Origin of the sequence: Pseudomonas sp. NPDC087639, assembly GCF_044743385.1 — a bacterium.
Taxonomy (GTDB): Bacteria; Pseudomonadota; Gammaproteobacteria; order Pseudomonadales; family Pseudomonadaceae; genus Aquipseudomonas.
Genome location: NZ_JBIUWI010000002.1, coordinates 118,964 through 133,880, shown reverse-complemented (window position 1 = coordinate 133,880; position 14,917 = coordinate 118,964). Strand labels below are relative to the sequence as shown.

The window sequence follows — 14,917 nt, the reverse complement described above, 5'->3', positions numbered from 1 at the left end:
CCATACCGTTTCCTTACTCCAAGGCTTCGGCCGGCAGAAGGGTCACACCGAGCTGTATCGCGGCGCGGAATATGTGGTCGATTTTCTGCCCAAGGTGAAAATCGACGTGGCCATCGACGACAAGGATCTGGATCGTGTTATCGAGGCGATAACCAAGGCTGCCAACACCGGCAAGATCGGTGACGGCAAGATCTTCGTGGTCAATCTGGAACAGGCAATTCGTATCCGTACCGGCGAAACCGATACCGACGCGATTTAAAAGCCGCCACAAACCCAACGCCCCAGGAGAAAACAATATGACTCTGCGTAAATTCGCAGGGCTAGGAGCCCTGTTGTCCATCGTAATGCCAAGCCTTGCAATGGCGGCAGACGAAGTGGCGGCCCCAGTCCTCAATTCCGGCGACACCGCCTGGATGCTCACCTCCACAGCCCTCGTGCTGTTCATGACCATCCCGGGCCTGGCGCTGTTCTACGGCGGCATGGTTCGCTCGAAAAACATTCTTTCCGTGATGATGCAGTGCTTCGCCATTACCGGTCTGATCAGCATCCTGTGGGTCATTTATGGCTACAGCATTGCGTTCGACACCACCGGCATGGAGCAGGGCGTCGTCAACTTCAACTCGTTCTTCGGCGGCATGGGCAAGGCGTTCCTCGCCGGTGTCACGCCTTCGAGCCTGACCGGCCCAGCGGCGCTGTTCCCTGAGGCGGTGTTCATCACCTTCCAGATGACCTTCGCGATCATCACCCCGGCGCTGATCGTCGGCGCGTTCGCCGAGCGGATGAAGTTCTCCGCGATGCTGATCTTCATGGGCATCTGGTTCACCCTGGTTTACGCACCGATCGCGCACATGGTCTGGTCCGGCAACGGCGGCCTGATGTGGGACTGGGGCGTGCTCGACTTCGCGGGCGGCACCGTGGTGCACATCAACGCGGGTGTGGCCGGTCTGATTGCCTGCCTGGTGTTGGGCAAGCGCAAAGGCTTCCCGACCACCCCGATGGCACCGCACAACCTCGGTTACACCCTGATGGGTGCGGCGATGCTGTGGGTCGGCTGGTTCGGCTTCAACGCCGGTTCCGCTGCGGCGGCCAATGGCACCGCCGGCATGGCGATGCTGGTCACCCAGATCGCGACCGCTGCGGCTGCGCTGGGCTGGATGTTCGCTGAGTGGGTCACCCACGGCAAACCAAGTGCTCTGGGCATCGCCTCGGGTGTGGTTGCCGGTCTGGTGGCGATTACTCCGGCTGCCGGTACCGTGGGCCCGATGGGCGCACTGGTGATCGGTCTGGCGGCGGGCGTGGTGTGCTTCTTCTGCGCCACCACCCTGAAACGCAAACTCGGTTATGACGATTCCCTCGACGCATTCGGCGTACACGGCATCGGCGGTATCCTCGGCGCGATTCTGACCGGTGTGTTCGCGGCGCCGGCTCTGGGTGGCTTCGGCACCGTTACCGATATCGGCGCGCAAGTCTGGATTCAGGTCAAAGGCGTTGGCTTCACGGTGATCTACACCGCGATCGTCACCTTCATCATCCTCAAGGTTCTGGACGCCGTGATGGGTCTGCGTGTAACCGAGGAAGAAGAGTCGGTTGGCCTCGATCTGGCACAACACAACGAACGCGGCTACAACCTGTAAGTACGCGCACTAAAAAACTTGCCCGGTTCGCCGGGCATTTTTTTGTCTGGAATTTGTCATTGAAGGACAAGCTGAAAGGATTTTTCGTACGGCTTTGGTCGAGTTTACGAAGGGTGTTTTTCTGCGGGCAATGGCTTACACCGTTGCAGGAATATTAGGGCCTTTGTTTTTTCCCAGAGCGCGCTAGAATGCGCCCCGAATGTGCGGAGAACTGTATGTGGCAACAGACTCTGATAACCCTGCGGGCAAGACCCCGGGGCTTTCATCTGGTAACGGACGAGTTACTCGCCGGCCTGCCTGAACTCAAGGCATGTCGGGTCGGTCTGTTGCATTTGTGGCTGCAGCATACCTCGGCGTCGTTGACCATCAACGAGAACGCCGATCCGGCGGTTCGTCTGGACTAAGAACGATTTTTCAATCGTCTGATCCCACAAGGAGCAGACGGCTATGAGCATAACGACGAAGGCCTGGACGACCTCCCGGCGCACTTCAAGGCCAGCGTGCTTGGCTGCCAGATCAGTCTGCCGGTTTCGGCAGGGCGACTGGCACTGGGAACCTGGCAAGGCGTTTATCTGGCCGAGCACCGTGATCATGGCGGTGCCCGTAAAGTCCTCGCCACCTTGCACGGTGAAGGGGCATAGCCGCTGGTCAGCAGCGGTGAATGATTTTTTAACGGCGACTTTCGACAGTTGCCAAAGCTGGTCTATAACTAATCTGCTTTTCGCAAGTCATGAGGTAGAACATGAGCGACGATGATCTGGAAACCGACGACCTCGAAGTAGGCGACGAAGACGAGGCCGAGGAAGGCCTGGAAGCAGCAGCGGAAGACGTTGCTGACGACGATGGCGGTGACGATGCGCCGGTCCCGGCTGCCAAAGGCAAAGCCAAGGCTGCGGTGTCGGTAGATGAGTTGCCGAGCATTGAAGCCAAGAACAAGGAGCGCGACGCCCTGGCCAAGGCCATGGAAGAGTTCCTGTCGCGAGGCGGAAAAGTGCAGGAAGTGGAGGCCAATGTGGTCGCCGATCCGCCCAAGAAGCCGGACAACAAGTACGGCAGCCGCCCTATCTGAGGCGTGCCGCTTGCTTGCTGAAAAAGCCCGCCGTCGCTGCGGGCTTTTTCATGCCTGGAATATCACATGAAGGTGATTGGGTGAGGCCCCTGTGGCGAGGGGATTTATCCCCGATGGGCTGCGCAGCGGCCCCAAAACGCAGAATACAGCGTTGCCCTGACACACCGCGCACGCTGATTTCACGACTGCTTTGCAGCCGATCGGGGATAAATCCCCTCGCCACAAAAAGCGGTTTGGTGTCAGACGGAGGCAGCATTCCAACGCGCCAGCACCGCTGGCAAATCGGTCAGGCTGCGGATCTCGGCATCCGGCAAGCGCTCCGCTTCCCAGACCTTGCCCGCCGGGTTAAACCAGATCGCACGCATTCCGGCTTGTTGCGCCCCGGCAATGTCATCTCCCGGATGATCACCGATATGCACCGCGGTTTCGGCCTTGGCGCCACCGCGCTGCAACGCCTCGTGAAACAGTCGCGCATCCGGTTTGGCGATGCCGATGTCTTCGGCGCACAGGGCAAACTTGAAGTAATCCGCCAGCCCCAACCGGCGCACATCGGCGTTGCCGTTGGTGACCACGCCAAGGGCGTAATGGTTGGCGAGAATCTCCAGCACCGGCTCGACTTCGGGGAACACCTCGATCTGATGCCGCGCATGCAGGAACACTTCAAAGCCCTTGTCTGCCAGCTCCGACGCCTCGCCATGGCCGTAGCCAGACTCTTCCAGCGCATGGAACAGCACCCGCCGACGTAGCGCACTGATGCGATGTTTGAGTCCCGGCTCGTTGGCCAGCACTCGCTCGCGGATCGACCACAAATGCTCCACCGGCACAGCGCCCAGATTCGGCGCATGTTCGCTCAGCCATTCACGCAAAATCGCTTCGGCGCTGACGATCACCGGGGCGGTGTCCCACAGGGTGTCGTCGAGATCGAAGGTGATCAACTGGATGCTCATGAATCGTCGCCTTTCATGCGTTTGGCCCGTGGGTGGGCGCTGTCGTAGACCGCCGCCAGATGCTGGAAGTCCAGGTGGGTGTAGATCTGCGTGGTCTTGATGTCCGAGTGCCCGAGCAGCTCCTGCACCGCGCGCAGATCCTGCGAGGACTCCAGCAAGTGACTGGCGAAGGAATGCCGCAGCATATGCGGGTGCAGGTTCTGCCCCAGTTCACGCTCGCCGGCCAGTTTGACCCGCACCTGAATCGCCCGTGGCCCGAGGCGCCGGCCTTGCTGGCTGACGAATACGGCGTCGTCCGCCGGATTGGTCATGGCGCGCAACGGCAGCCACTGTTCAAGGGCTTCGCGGGCCTTTCTGCCGACCGGCAGCAGACGGGTCTTGCTGCCCTTGCCGAGCACTTGAACCATGCCGTCGGCCAGATCGAGCTGATCGAGATTGAGCCCGGTCAGCTCCGACAGACGCAGGCCGGAGGAGTAGAACAATTCCAGAATCGCCTGATCACGCCGCGCGAGAAAATCGTCCTCGACCGCGCCTTCAAGCAATTGCAGCGCGCGGTCGGTGTCGAGGGTTTTCGGCAGGCGGCGTTCGCCTTTCGGCGGTGCCAGTCCGGTAGCCGGATCGTGGTCGCACAGACCTTCGCGATTGAGATAGTGATAGAGCCCGCGCACCGCCGAGAGCAACCGGGCGAGGCTGCGTGAGGATTGGCCTTGCGCATGCAGGCGAGCGATCAGGCTGCGCAGGCGCTGGATGTCCAGCGCGGCCCAACTGCTGATGTTCTGTTTGACGCACCAGCCGAGGACTTTATCGAGGTCGCGGCGGTAGGCCGACAGCGTGTGCGGCGACACCTGCCGCTCACTGCGCAAGTGTTCGCAGTAAGCGTCCAGTTGTCGTTCCATGTTCAGCGTACCGAGCGCAGGGAGCTGTTGACCCGTGGCAGCACGCGGCCCATGACTTCGGCGATGTAGCTGAGGAACAGCGTACCGACCGAACTCTTGTAGTGCTGCGGGTCACGGCTGGCGATGGCCAGAATCCCGTGGATGCCTTGGTGGCTGATAGCGACCACGGCGGTGGAACCGATCTGCTTGCGTTGTTCTTCGCCGAACAGAAAGTCCAGCTCATGCTCGCGCAGGGTGCCGCTGACACTTTTGCCTTCGGTGAGCAGGCCGCCGATAGCGACTTGTGCATCGGCGTGACTGACCCAGCGGCCAACGGGTGCCGGGTTGTCGCCGAGCAGGATCAGGCTGACAAAAGGCACCTGAAAGTCCTGGCGCAGGCTGTCTTCGACACTGATGACCACGTCTTCCAGGCTGGAGGCGTCCATCAGGGCGAGGATCAGGCGACGGGTCTTGTCGAACAGACGGTCGTTGTCGCGCGCCACGTCCATCAGTTGCGAGAGGCGATGACGCATCTCGATGTTGCGCTCGCGCAGAATGGTCATCTGGCGCTCGACCAGCGATACGGTGTCGCCACGCTGGTGAGGAATGCGCATGGCCGGCAGCAGTTCTTCGTGCTCGACGAAGAAATCCGGATGAGCCTCCAGGTACGCGGCAACCGCTGCCGCCTCCAGGCTCTCGGACGCTGATTCGTCGGACTGTCGGGCGGGTACCTGGGGCTTATCGGTCATGGTTTCTGCTCACTCAAAGACGCACTTGTCCTTCGTATACACGCACTGCCGGGCCGGTCATCAACACCGGTTGGCCAGGGCCTGCCCATTCAATGGACAGACGCCCGCCGGGCAGGTCGATCAACAGCGGCGAATCCATCCACCCCTGACTGATGGCCGCAACAGCCGCAGCGCAAGCGCCGGTGCCACAGGCCTGGGTTTCCCCGGCGCCGCGTTCCCAGACGCGCAGTTGCGCGCGGTTGCGGTCGATAACCTGGAGGAAACCGACATTGACCCGCGCCGGGAAGCGCGGATGGTGTTCGATTTTCGGCCCCAGTTCATGCACCGGCGCGCTGTTGATGTCCTGCACGCGCAGCACGGCGTGTGGGTTGCCCATCGACACGGCGGCCAGTTCGACCGTGGTGCCGTCGACTTCCAGTTGATAGCTTGCGGCCTGCGCCGGTGCTTCGAACGGAATGTCCGCCGGCACCAGGCGCGGGGCGCCCATGTTCACGCCGATCTGGCCGTCGTTACGCACGTCCAGTTCGATGATGCCGCCCTTGGTCTCGACGCGGATCTGCCGTTTGGCGGTCAGTCGCTTGTCGAGCACGAAGCGGGCGAAGCAGCGCGCACCATTGCCGCACTGCTCCACTTCGGAGCCGTCGGAATTGAAGATCCGATAACGGAAATCCACGTCCGGATTGCTCGGCGCCTCGACGATCAGCAATTGGTCGAAACCTATGCCGGTGTGCCGGTCGCCCCATTGTTTGGCGTGCTTGGGCTGAATATGCGCGTGCTGGCTGACCAGGTCGAGAACCATGAAGTCGTTGCCCAGGCCGTGCATTTTGGTAAAACGCAGCAGCATGGGTTACTCCGGCAGCAGGCTTTCGCCGGCAAACAGCTCAGCCACGGTTTCGCGGCGACGCACTTCAAAGACCTTGTCACCGTCCACCAGCACCTCGGCGGCACGGCCGCGGGTGTTGTAGTTGGAACTCATCACAAAACCGTAGGCACCGGCCGAATGCACCGCCAGCAAGTCGCCTTCCTCCAGCGCAAGCTCACGGTCCTTGGCGAGGAAGTCACCGGTTTCGCAGATCGGGCCGACGATGTCGTATTTACGCGCAGCGGTGTCGCGGGGTTTGACCGCGGTGACGTCCATCCACGCCTGATACAGCGCCGGGCGGATCAGGTCGTTCATCGCCGCGTCGACGATGGCGAAGTCTTTGTGTTCGGTGTGCTTGAGGTACTCGACTTGCGTCAGCAGCACACCAGCATTGGCGACGATGAAACGGCCCGGCTCGAACACCAGTGCCAGATCACGACCGTCCAGACGCTCGCGCACGGCTTTGATGTAGTCACCGGCCAATGGCGGCTCTTCATCGCGATAACGCACACCCAAACCACCACCGAGATCGATGTGGCGCAGGTGAATGCCGCAATCGCCGAGGCGATCGACCAGATCCAGCAGACGGTCGAGGGCGTCGATGAACGGCGGCAATGTAGTCAACTGCGAACCGATGTGGCAGTCGACACCAATCACTTCCAGGTTCGGCAGATGCGCGGCGCGCACGTACACGTCTTCGGCGTCGGCGATGGCGATGCCGAACTTGTTCTCTTTGAGCCCGGTGGAAATGTACGGGTGGGTGCCGGCATCGACATCCGGGTTGACGCGCAGCGAGACCGGCGCGCGAACGCCCAGCTCGGCGGCCACGACTTGCAGGCGCTCCAGCTCGTCGGTGGATTCGACGTTGAAGCAATGCACGCCGACTTCCAGTGCGCGACGCATGTCGTCACGGGTCTTGCCGACCCCGGAGAACACGATCTTGTCGGCGCTGCCGCCAGCGGCCAGGACGCGTTCCAGCTCGCCCCGGGAAACGATGTCGAAACCGGCGCCGAGACGGGCCAGGACATTCAGCACGCCAAGGTTGGAGTTGGCTTTGACCGCAAAGCAAACCAGATGCGGCATGCCGGCCAGCGCATCAGCGAAAGCCAGGTACTGGGCTTCGATGTGCGCGCGCGAGTAAACATAGGTGGGAGTGCCGAAGCGGTCGGCGATGGCGGACAGCGCCACACCTTCCGCGAACAGCTCCCCGCCACGGTAGTTAAAAGCGTCCATGGCGATCCCTTAGTAAACGTCGTGCTTGTGTGCTTTGGAAGCAGGCTGCTTTTGCGAAGACTGGGCTTGCTCGGCCGGGTCCTGATCGTCATCGGGCAGGTACAGCGGGCCTTTTTGACCGCAGGCCGAGACAAGGCAGGCAACCGCGACGAGCGCAGCAAGGGAAGAGATCAGGCGCTTCATGGCGAAATCCTTGAAAATGCGTTAATTGCGCCGGAGTATACCGGCCACCCGGCAGCTTGCCTATGCGACGGGGTTCCCGTCCGGCGGGGCTCCTGAGAAGTGCATCATTATTACCCGTGGGAGCGAGCCTGCTCGCGAAGGGGCCGGCAAGTTCAACAGGCTCGCTGCCTGACACACCGCTTTCGCGAGCAGGCTCGCTCCCACAGGGGCGTTGTTGGAAGGGCCAACAGGCCCTTGGTCGTTATCCTTTGCAATCGGCAAGCAGCGTCCGTATCTTTCGGCGCTTGAGCCTGAGCAGACATTTTTTGAGGTTGCCACAATGAGTTTGACCGAAGCCCGTTTTCACGATCTGGTCGATGCCACCCAGCAAACGCTGGAAGACATCTTTGACGAAAGCGATCTGGATATCGATCTGGAGAGCTCGGCCGGTGTCCTGACGGTCAAGTTCGAGAACGGCTCGCAGCTGATCTTCAGCCGTCAGGAGCCGCTGCGCCAGCTCTGGCTGGCGGCCGTGTCAGGTGGTTTCCACTTCGACTACGACGAAGAAAGCGAACGCTGGATGTGCGACAAGAGCGAAGAGCAACTGGGCGAGATGCTTGAGCGTATCGTCAAGCAACAGGCCGGCGCCGAATTCGATTTCGAAGGTCTGTGATTCTGTGACTGACACCGCTCCCGTTCGTCCGCCCAAGCCGCTTTACAGCAACATCAGCCCGGCGGTGCCTTCGCCGTGCAGCGGCGTGTGCCGGCTGGATGAGCAAAAGGTCTGCCTCGGCTGTTTCCGGCATGTCGAAGACATTCGCGAGTGGCGCTCGGCGGATGATGAGCGCCGTCGGGTGATCGTCACCCAGGCACAGCAACGCCGCACCACCGGGGCGTGACTTGTATATTTTTTGAGCTGTGATAGTGTCCGAACACGCCTCAACCCATCGAGGCCTGGTGAAAACCCCGTCTTTTTTGGCGGGGTTTTGCTTTTTTAGTGTGCAGAAGAAAGGAGTCTGCCCGGATCATGACCGCACCTTCCATCACCCTTACCCGTCTGGACGTGCAACGTCTGGAGCGCCTGATCGACAGCCTGGATGACTCGCTGCCGGGCGTGATTGCGTTGCAAACCGAACTGGACCGCGCCGATACCCTGGTCAGCCACGATGAAGTGCCCGCCGATGTCGTGACGATGAATTCCCGTGTTCACTGCCGCGAAGAAGGCAGCGGCAAGGACTATCACCTGACGCTGGTCTATCCCAAGGATGCCAACGCCGATGAGGGCAAAATCTCGATTCTGGCACCGGTCGGCAGCGCCCTGCTGGGCCTGAAAGTCGGTCAACACATCGACTGGCCCGCACCGGGCGGCAAGACCCTGAAATTGACCTTGCTCGAAGTCGAATCGCAGCCGGCCAACGGTGGCGCGTTTCCGGAATAACCCCGCCTCAGGCCTGTTCGAGTGCCTCGTTCAGGGCGCGCTCCAGGTCCGCCTTGTAGCGCAGATACAGATTGCTTGAGCTCTGACCATCACCGAGCAGGCCCGAGAGGTCCAGGTCGGTGATGTAGCAGCGATAGCGTTCGGTCTCGCGGCGCTGCTCGACGATCTCCCGGGCGACCACGCTGAACAGTTGGTCGCCATGTTCCAGCTCGCTGAATTCCCGTTGATTGCAATACAAGGTGACCTGCACTTCCCCCGGTGCGGCTTTGCCGACAATCGCCTGCACGTCGTAGAACGGTTTGTTGACCGGTGTCTGCGGCGCTGGCCGTGCTTCGACCCGTCGCGCCCGTCCCGGGCCTGAAGGCAATAACTGGTAATACAACGTTTCGAGGCGGGCCGAGGGGGCGGCGTCCATCGGCAGTGAAGCTTCGCGCCGATACTGGATCGACTGCAGGAAACGCTGCAGCGGCACCAGCAGGCTTTGTTCGTCGTGATACGGCAAATGCTGTTGCCACAAGGCGTTGAACTCATCCAGCACATACAACTCGGCTTGCTGCTCGGTAATCCGGTAGAACACCTGAATGGATTCCGGCTGGCCCATCGGCAGGATCAACGCGAGGTCGTGATCTTCCAGCGCCATGGGGTCCAGATGCAGCGGGCTGTAGCGCGCCTGCTCTTCGCCGAGGTAATCGAGCAGTGCCGGCAATGTCGCGAGGGCGACATGGTTGACCTGGCCTGGCACCAATTCCAGCACGTGATAGTGCTGCTGCACCTGAATCAGGTAGCGATGGTTCAATTCGCTGAGCAACAGGTTTTGCGCGGTATCGACGATTTCTTCCACGCGGCGGGCGATGAATTGCGCTCGGTTGTGGCAGAAGCAGCGCACCTTCAACGACGGCTGTAACGGCCCGCGCGGCAAGTTGTTGAGGTAATCGCGCAGGCAATCGAGCAGGGCGTGGGGGCCGTCGAAACGGTTGACCAGCACTTCATTCCAGCTGTTGAGCGTGACCTGGTCCAGCGTCAGCACGAGGTTTTCGCGCACCCCGGCGTAACTCAGCGAATCGGTGCGCTCGGTGGTCATCAGGATGTTCAGGTCGCGGTGATGCTTGAGCGGATCAACCCCGACGTTGACCAGAATCAGCACCTCGCTTGGCACCGCGGCGCGCAGCAAAGGTTCTTCGGCAACGGTGGGCAAGGGCAGGGCAATGCTTTGTTGCAGGCTGCCGAGCAGGTTGAACAGTTCGAACTCGCTCAGGTCGCTGTTGCCGGGGTGCAGGGCCAGCCGGGTACTGCTGTCGATCACGCCGTTGCGGTGACACCATGTCAGCAGTTCGAGCAATTCGCGGCTGCGCTTGATCGGCGCGAAATGTTCCCACTCCAGCGCCGTGAGGCTGCCGTTGTACAGGCCCCACTGGGTTTGCCCCGGCTCCTTCTTGTTGCGCGATTGCACCAGGGTCAGGGTATCTTCGGCCAGATCCGGAGCGATGCCTGGGTTGATGAACTCGACCTTGTCAGCCTTGCGCTCGAACGCTGCATACAGCCTGCGACCGAGGACGTTGAGGTCACGTTTGTTGATCAGGCTGACGGTCTGTTCGGTGCGGGCGAACTGGGTCAGGAAGCGGTAGCTGTAGTTCAGCTCGTTGACCAGCGCGCGGCGTTCGGCGCTGACCTGCCGGACTTTCCACTGGCTGCGGCTGTCGAGCAGCGCCAGTTGTCGTTGATCCCAATGCCACTCATTGGCCAGGCGCTCCAGCAGCGAACGCTGCCAGCCTTGGCTGCGACTGCTGCCGGTGAGCTTGCGGTTGACCTTCAGATACAACGCACGGCGCACCAGTTCCAGTCGCTCCGGCTCGTTGCGCGCAGTGAGGTATTCCTCGATGCGCCGATACACGACCATGTACGGGTCAAGTTCATCCAGATCGAGCTGGTTGGCGAACACCGCTTGCTTGTAGCGCAGGCTCAGGCACTGCACTTGCGGGTGCTCGCTGGCGTAGACCTCGGTCAGCAGCAGTTTGAGCACCGACTTGTAGGGCGACTCGATGCCCTTGAACAACTGCCACAAGCCGGCGCCGATGAACTCACCCGGCGGAATCGTCGCCAGATGCCCGAGGTCGAGGGTTTCGTCGGCGCGGATGAAACGCTTGGACAGCAGCGTGTGGGTGTACAGGTCGTAGGCGCTTTCTTCGTAAACCGGCACCAGCCACCAGATCGGCGTGCGCCCGGCCAGCCAGATCGCGGTGCGGTAGAACTCGTCCAGCAGCAGATAGTGCTGGGTGGTGCCGCAGTTTTCCGAACTGAGTTGACTGTCGCGTTCACCTTTGACGAAGCGCACCGGATCAATCAGAAAGAAGTGCGCCTCGGCGCCCTGGCTCGCCGCCCAGGTTTCGAGCAACTGGCATTTCTTGCGCAGTTCCGCGAGTTCGCTTTCGCTCAGGTCCGGCGCGTGGCAAACCCACACGTCCATATCGCTTTGATCTGCCTGGGCCAGCGTGCCGAGGCTGCCCATCAGGAACAGTCCGTGAATCGGTCGCGGCGGGTTGCTGCCGTGGCGCGGCTTGTAGGAGAACGAGCGGGTCAGGCGTTGGGCTTCGGCAAGGGTATTGGCATCCGGCTCATAATTCGACAGGCCGGCGGGCGTACTGCCCGAAACATAACCCGGCAGTAGCGGATGGTTGACGTGGAAGAACAGCGGCAGCAGCGTCAGTACGCCTTGCTGACGCGTCGACAAGCCTTCCAGCGCGCGGCCAAGACGAACTTCATTGAGTTTGAGAAAACGTGCGCGTAGCTGGCTGAGAACCTTGCGGTCGATTCCCTCATCCAGATCGGGGCGGATTTCGTGGGTGCGCGTCATGTCAGCTCAAACCGGCTCGCAGGCTCGGACGAAGAGGGTCTCGGAATGGGGGGCAGTTTAGCCTTTGCGCAGCGGGAGTTTTAAGCTGAATTTGTTTTTTGACGTCAGATTTCTATCGCGAGGCGATAGTCGACGTCCGGACGGGCCCGCGGAAATCCCGTGACTGGGGTTCCCGTGGGCGAAGTCAGGAAGGATCAGGCTGTTTCTGGCTCTCTCAGGATCGTCAGCACGGTTTGCACATTTTGCGCAGCATCGCGACCCAGGCTGGTCAGATATCCACCATCGGGCTGATCGGTCAGTTCTTTAGCATAGAGGCGTTGGGCAGCAGCGATGTGCTTCGGGGCAGCGGTCTGATGAATTTTCAAACCTTCCTGGGAACTGTCCAGGGGAAAGAGTGCGAGGACTTCCAGTTCGGCAACCAACTCAGGGGTAAGCGACATAAGGACTCCAGACTTTCTAGGAATTGGAACGCAGCGCCCCTAAGGTGAACCTGCCGGCGCGGACTGTCCAGTGTGCGCGTCAGGGTTTTCGTCTGGGGGCGGTTTCCAGTGTAGTCAGGGTCTGGGAGAAGGCTGGATGGATGGGTGACAAATTGTGTGGGAGCAAACCTGCTCCCACAGGTAGCGGCCCGGTTACGGCTTTTCCGGTGGCAACTCAGGCAATGCGCGCAGCGCCGCTTCATACCATTGGGTGTTGAACGGACGGTCTTCATCGAGCATCGCGTCAATCTCGTACGCCAGCACATGGGCCATCAGGTTGAGGATTTCTTCGCGCTCGACGCCCACCAAAGTGAGTTTGTTAAGCGTGGCTTTGGCCGCTGGCGGGTTGTCGCTTTCGATCTGGTTCTCGATGGCTTCGATCAACGTAGCCTCGGCGAACTCTTCTTCGTCATTGTCGTTGTCGATGTCTGTCGGCTCGCTCATGGCAGGCTCCTCAAGGAAAGGCGCCAGTTTACCCGCATTCAGCAGCGTGATGCTGCTGGCGGGATTCGCCTCGGCGATCTATAAACAGACACCGCCCACCCCGCACGGCCCGGAGGCTATGTGATGCTCAAGCTCTACGGATTCTCAGTCAGCAATTACTACAACATGGTCAAACTGGCGCTGCTGGAAAAAGGCCTGCCGTTCGAAGAAGTTACGTTCTATCCGGGGCAGACTCCGGATTCACTGGCGATCAGTCCGCGCGGCAAAGTGCCGGTGCTGGGCGTTGACGCCGGTTACATCAATGAAACCGCGATCATTCTCGAATACCTCGAACAGACCCAGAAAGGCACGCCGCTGCTGCCGAGCGACCCGTTCGAGCGTGCGCAGGTGTTGGCAATTGCCAAGGAAATCGAGCTGTACATCGAACTGCCGGGCCGCGCCTGTTACGGCGAAGCGTTTTTCGGCATGACTTTGCCGGACGCGATCAAGGAAAAGACCAAGTCCGAGTTGCTGCTGGGTTTTGCTTCGCTGGGCCGCCACGGCAAATTCGCCCCGTATGTGGCAGGCGACAGTCTGAGCATTGCCGATTTGTACTTCCTGTACAGCGTGCCGTTGGCGTGCGCGGTGGGGCAGAAGTTGTTCGGGATTGATTTGCTGGCGGAGATGCCGAAGGCCAAGGCGCTGCTGGAGCGACTTGAGCAGAATCCGCATGTGCAGAGTATTGCGGCGGACAAGGAGGCTGCGATGCCGGCGTTTTTGGCGATGATCGCGGCGAAGAAGTAGGTTTTTAGCGTTCTGAAGTCAGTCATCGCGGGCAAGCCCGCTCCCACAGGGTTTTGCGTTGAAACACAATTGTGTGCTCGACGCAGAACTTGTGGGAGCGGGCTTGCCCGCGATGCTTTTAGCGGCTGGCGATCAGGGCCTGACCGCGCACAACCGCAGCCTTGACCTGCGCCGGCGCAGTCCCGCCGATATGGTCACGGGCATTCACCGAGCCTTCGAGGGTCAGCACGGCAAACACATCCTGCTCGATCTGGTCGCTGAACTGACGCAGTTCTTCCAGGCTCATTTCTGCCAGATCCTTGCCAGTGTCGACGCCGTACTTCACCGCGTGACCAACGATTTCGTGGCAATCACGGAACGGCAGGCCACGGCGCACCAGGTAGTCCGCCAGGTCGGTCGCGGTGGAGAAGCCACGCAGCGCCGCTTCACGCATGATCGCGTGTTTCGGTTTGATCGCCGGGATCATGTCGGCAAAGGCACGCAGCGAATCGCGCAGCGTGTCGGCGGCATCGAACAGCGGCTCTTTGTCTTCCTGGTTGTCCTTGTTGTAGGCCAGCGGTTGGCCTTTCATCAGGGTCAACAGGCCCATCAGGGCGCCGAACACACGGCCGGTCTTGCCGCGTACCAGCTCAGGAACGTCGGGGTTTTTCTTTTGCGGCATGATCGAGCTACCGGTGCAGAAACGGTCCGGCAGATCGATGAACTGGAATTGCGCGCTGGTCCACAGCACCAGTTCTTCGGAGAAGCGCGACAGGTGCATCATCGCGATGCTTGCGGCCGAGCAGAATTCGATGGCGAAGTCGCGATCGGAAACGTTGTCCAGCGAGTTGCCGCCGACGGCATCGAAGCCCAGTAGTTGTGCGGTGTACTCGCGGTCGATCGGGTAGGTGGTGCCCGCCAGCGCAGCACTGCCCAGCGGCATGCGGTTGGTGCGCTTGCGGCAGTCGACCAGACGCTCGTAGTCGCGGCTGAGCATTTCGAACCAGGCCAGCATGTGATGCCCGAAGGTCACTGGCTGAGCAGTTTGCAGGTGAGTGAAGCCCGGCATGATGCTCGCAGCTTCGCGCTCGGCTTGCTCCAGCAGGCCTTTTTGCAGTCGGGTGATTTCGGCCAGGATCAGGTCGATTTCGTCACGCAGCCACAGGCGGATATCGGTGGCAACCTGATCGTTGCGGCTGCGGCCGGTGTGCAGTTTTTTGCCGGTGACGCCAATGCGGTCGGTCAGGCGCGCTTCGATGTTCATGTGCACGTCTTCGAGGTCGATGCGCCAGTCGAACTGGCCGGCCTCGATTTCGCCCTGAATGGTCTTCAGGCCCTCGATGATGCTGTCGCGCTCGGCATCGGTCAGCACGCCGACCTTGGCCAGCATGGTGGCGTGGGCGATCGAGCCC

17 protein-coding genes and 1 pseudogene are annotated in these 14,917 nt (G+C 60.9%); 8 read left to right on the top strand and 10 right to left on the bottom strand.

Annotated features, from left to right (window positions below; genetic code table 11):
* From ACIOVB_RS02685 to sutA, 4 genes and pseudogenes are all read left to right on the top strand, one after another.
* The coding region (locus tag ACIOVB_RS02685) for a P-II family nitrogen regulator (RefSeq protein ID WP_401264564.1) at positions 1–259 on the top strand (259 nt) is incomplete at its 5' end.
* A gap of 37 nt (positions 260–296) precedes the next feature.
* The gene (locus ACIOVB_RS02680; protein WP_007920417.1) at positions 297–1,634 is read left to right on the top strand and encodes an ammonium transporter; all 1,338 of its coding nucleotides are present in this window, start codon (positions 297–299) and stop codon (positions 1,632–1,634) included.
* 215 nt (positions 1,635–1,849) lie between these two features.
* Positions 1,850–2,275: pseudogene (locus tag ACIOVB_RS02675) on the top strand (secondary thiamine-phosphate synthase enzyme YjbQ).
* Positions 2,276–2,376: 101 nt separating this feature from the next.
* Complete coding sequence (gene sutA, locus ACIOVB_RS02670) at positions 2,377–2,703, top strand: transcriptional regulator SutA (RefSeq protein WP_187678258.1); 327 nt, start codon at positions 2,377–2,379, stop codon at positions 2,701–2,703.
* Between the two features lie 239 nt (positions 2,704–2,942).
* On the opposite strand, the gene ACIOVB_RS02665 is transcribed toward sutA, so the two are convergent.
* Genes ACIOVB_RS02665 through ACIOVB_RS02640 form a run of 6 tightly spaced genes read right to left on the bottom strand, consistent with a single transcriptional unit; the run spans position 2,943 to position 7,552 of the window.
* Positions 2,943–3,650 carry an HAD family hydrolase gene (locus tag ACIOVB_RS02665; protein ID WP_401264562.1) on the bottom strand — a complete coding sequence of 236 codons (708 nt, stop codon included), beginning with the start codon at positions 3,648–3,650 and terminating at the stop codon, positions 2,943–2,945.
* Positions 3,647–4,546, bottom strand: coding sequence for a tyrosine recombinase XerC (xerC, locus tag ACIOVB_RS02660; protein ID WP_187678256.1), 900 nt, complete (start codon positions 4,544–4,546; stop codon positions 3,647–3,649). The genes ACIOVB_RS02665 and xerC overlap by 4 nt, the downstream gene beginning before the upstream one ends.
* 2 nt (positions 4,547–4,548) lie before the next feature.
* A complete protein-coding gene (locus tag ACIOVB_RS02655; protein ID WP_187678255.1) occupies positions 4,549–5,274 on the bottom strand; it encodes a DUF484 family protein in 726 nt (241 codons plus the stop codon).
* Between the two features lie 13 nt (positions 5,275–5,287).
* Complete coding sequence (gene dapF / locus ACIOVB_RS02650; RefSeq protein ID WP_103302557.1) at positions 5,288–6,118, bottom strand: diaminopimelate epimerase; 831 nt, start codon at positions 6,116–6,118, stop codon at positions 5,288–5,290.
* A 3-nt stretch (positions 6,119–6,121) separates the two neighbouring features.
* Positions 6,122–7,369: a diaminopimelate decarboxylase gene (gene lysA, locus ACIOVB_RS02645; protein ID WP_187678253.1), complete on the bottom strand. Its 1,248-nt coding sequence runs from the start codon at positions 7,367–7,369 to the stop codon at positions 6,122–6,124.
* Positions 7,370–7,378: 9 nt separating this feature from the next.
* Positions 7,379–7,552, bottom strand: coding sequence for a lipoprotein (locus ACIOVB_RS02640; RefSeq protein WP_042561715.1), 174 nt, complete (start codon positions 7,550–7,552; stop codon positions 7,379–7,381).
* A gap of 319 nt (positions 7,553–7,871) precedes the next feature.
* Between ACIOVB_RS02640 and cyaY the strand changes: the two genes are divergently transcribed.
* From cyaY to rnk, 3 genes are all read left to right on the top strand, one after another.
* Positions 7,872–8,204, top strand: a complete 333-nt coding sequence (gene cyaY / locus ACIOVB_RS02635; protein ID WP_187678252.1) for an iron donor protein CyaY — start codon at positions 7,872–7,874, stop codon at positions 8,202–8,204.
* A 4-nt stretch (positions 8,205–8,208) separates the two neighbouring features.
* Positions 8,209–8,430: a DUF1289 domain-containing protein gene (locus ACIOVB_RS02630; protein ID WP_187678251.1), complete on the top strand. Its 222-nt coding sequence runs from the start codon at positions 8,209–8,211 to the stop codon at positions 8,428–8,430.
* A 128-nt stretch (positions 8,431–8,558) separates the two neighbouring features.
* The gene (gene rnk / locus ACIOVB_RS02625; RefSeq protein WP_187678250.1) at positions 8,559–8,969 is read left to right on the top strand and encodes a nucleoside diphosphate kinase regulator; all 411 of its coding nucleotides are present in this window, start codon (positions 8,559–8,561) and stop codon (positions 8,967–8,969) included.
* 7 nt (positions 8,970–8,976) lie between these two features.
* Here the strand turns inward: rnk and ACIOVB_RS02620 are convergent, their stop codons facing one another.
* From ACIOVB_RS02620 to ACIOVB_RS02610, 3 genes are all read right to left on the bottom strand, one after another.
* Complete coding sequence (locus tag ACIOVB_RS02620) at positions 8,977–11,820, bottom strand: class I adenylate cyclase (protein WP_401264559.1); 2,844 nt, start codon at positions 11,818–11,820, stop codon at positions 8,977–8,979.
* 194 nt (positions 11,821–12,014) lie between these two features.
* Positions 12,015–12,260: a TIGR02647 family protein gene (locus tag ACIOVB_RS02615; protein WP_401264557.1), complete on the bottom strand. Its 246-nt coding sequence runs from the start codon at positions 12,258–12,260 to the stop codon at positions 12,015–12,017.
* A 192-nt stretch (positions 12,261–12,452) separates the two neighbouring features.
* Entirely contained in the window at positions 12,453–12,743 is a 291-nt protein-coding gene (locus ACIOVB_RS02610) for a hypothetical protein (RefSeq protein WP_401264555.1), read from the bottom strand.
* A gap of 123 nt (positions 12,744–12,866) precedes the next feature.
* Here ACIOVB_RS02610 and ACIOVB_RS02605 point away from each other — a divergent pair, with 123 nt between their 5' ends.
* Positions 12,867–13,526 carry a glutathione S-transferase family protein gene (locus ACIOVB_RS02605; protein WP_401264553.1) on the top strand — a complete coding sequence of 220 codons (660 nt, stop codon included), beginning with the start codon at positions 12,867–12,869 and terminating at the stop codon, positions 13,524–13,526.
* 118 nt (positions 13,527–13,644) lie between these two features.
* Here the strand turns inward: ACIOVB_RS02605 and argH are convergent.
* On the bottom strand, positions 13,645–14,917 hold a 1,273-nt coding region (gene argH / locus ACIOVB_RS02600; protein WP_401264552.1), incomplete at its 5' end, for an argininosuccinate lyase.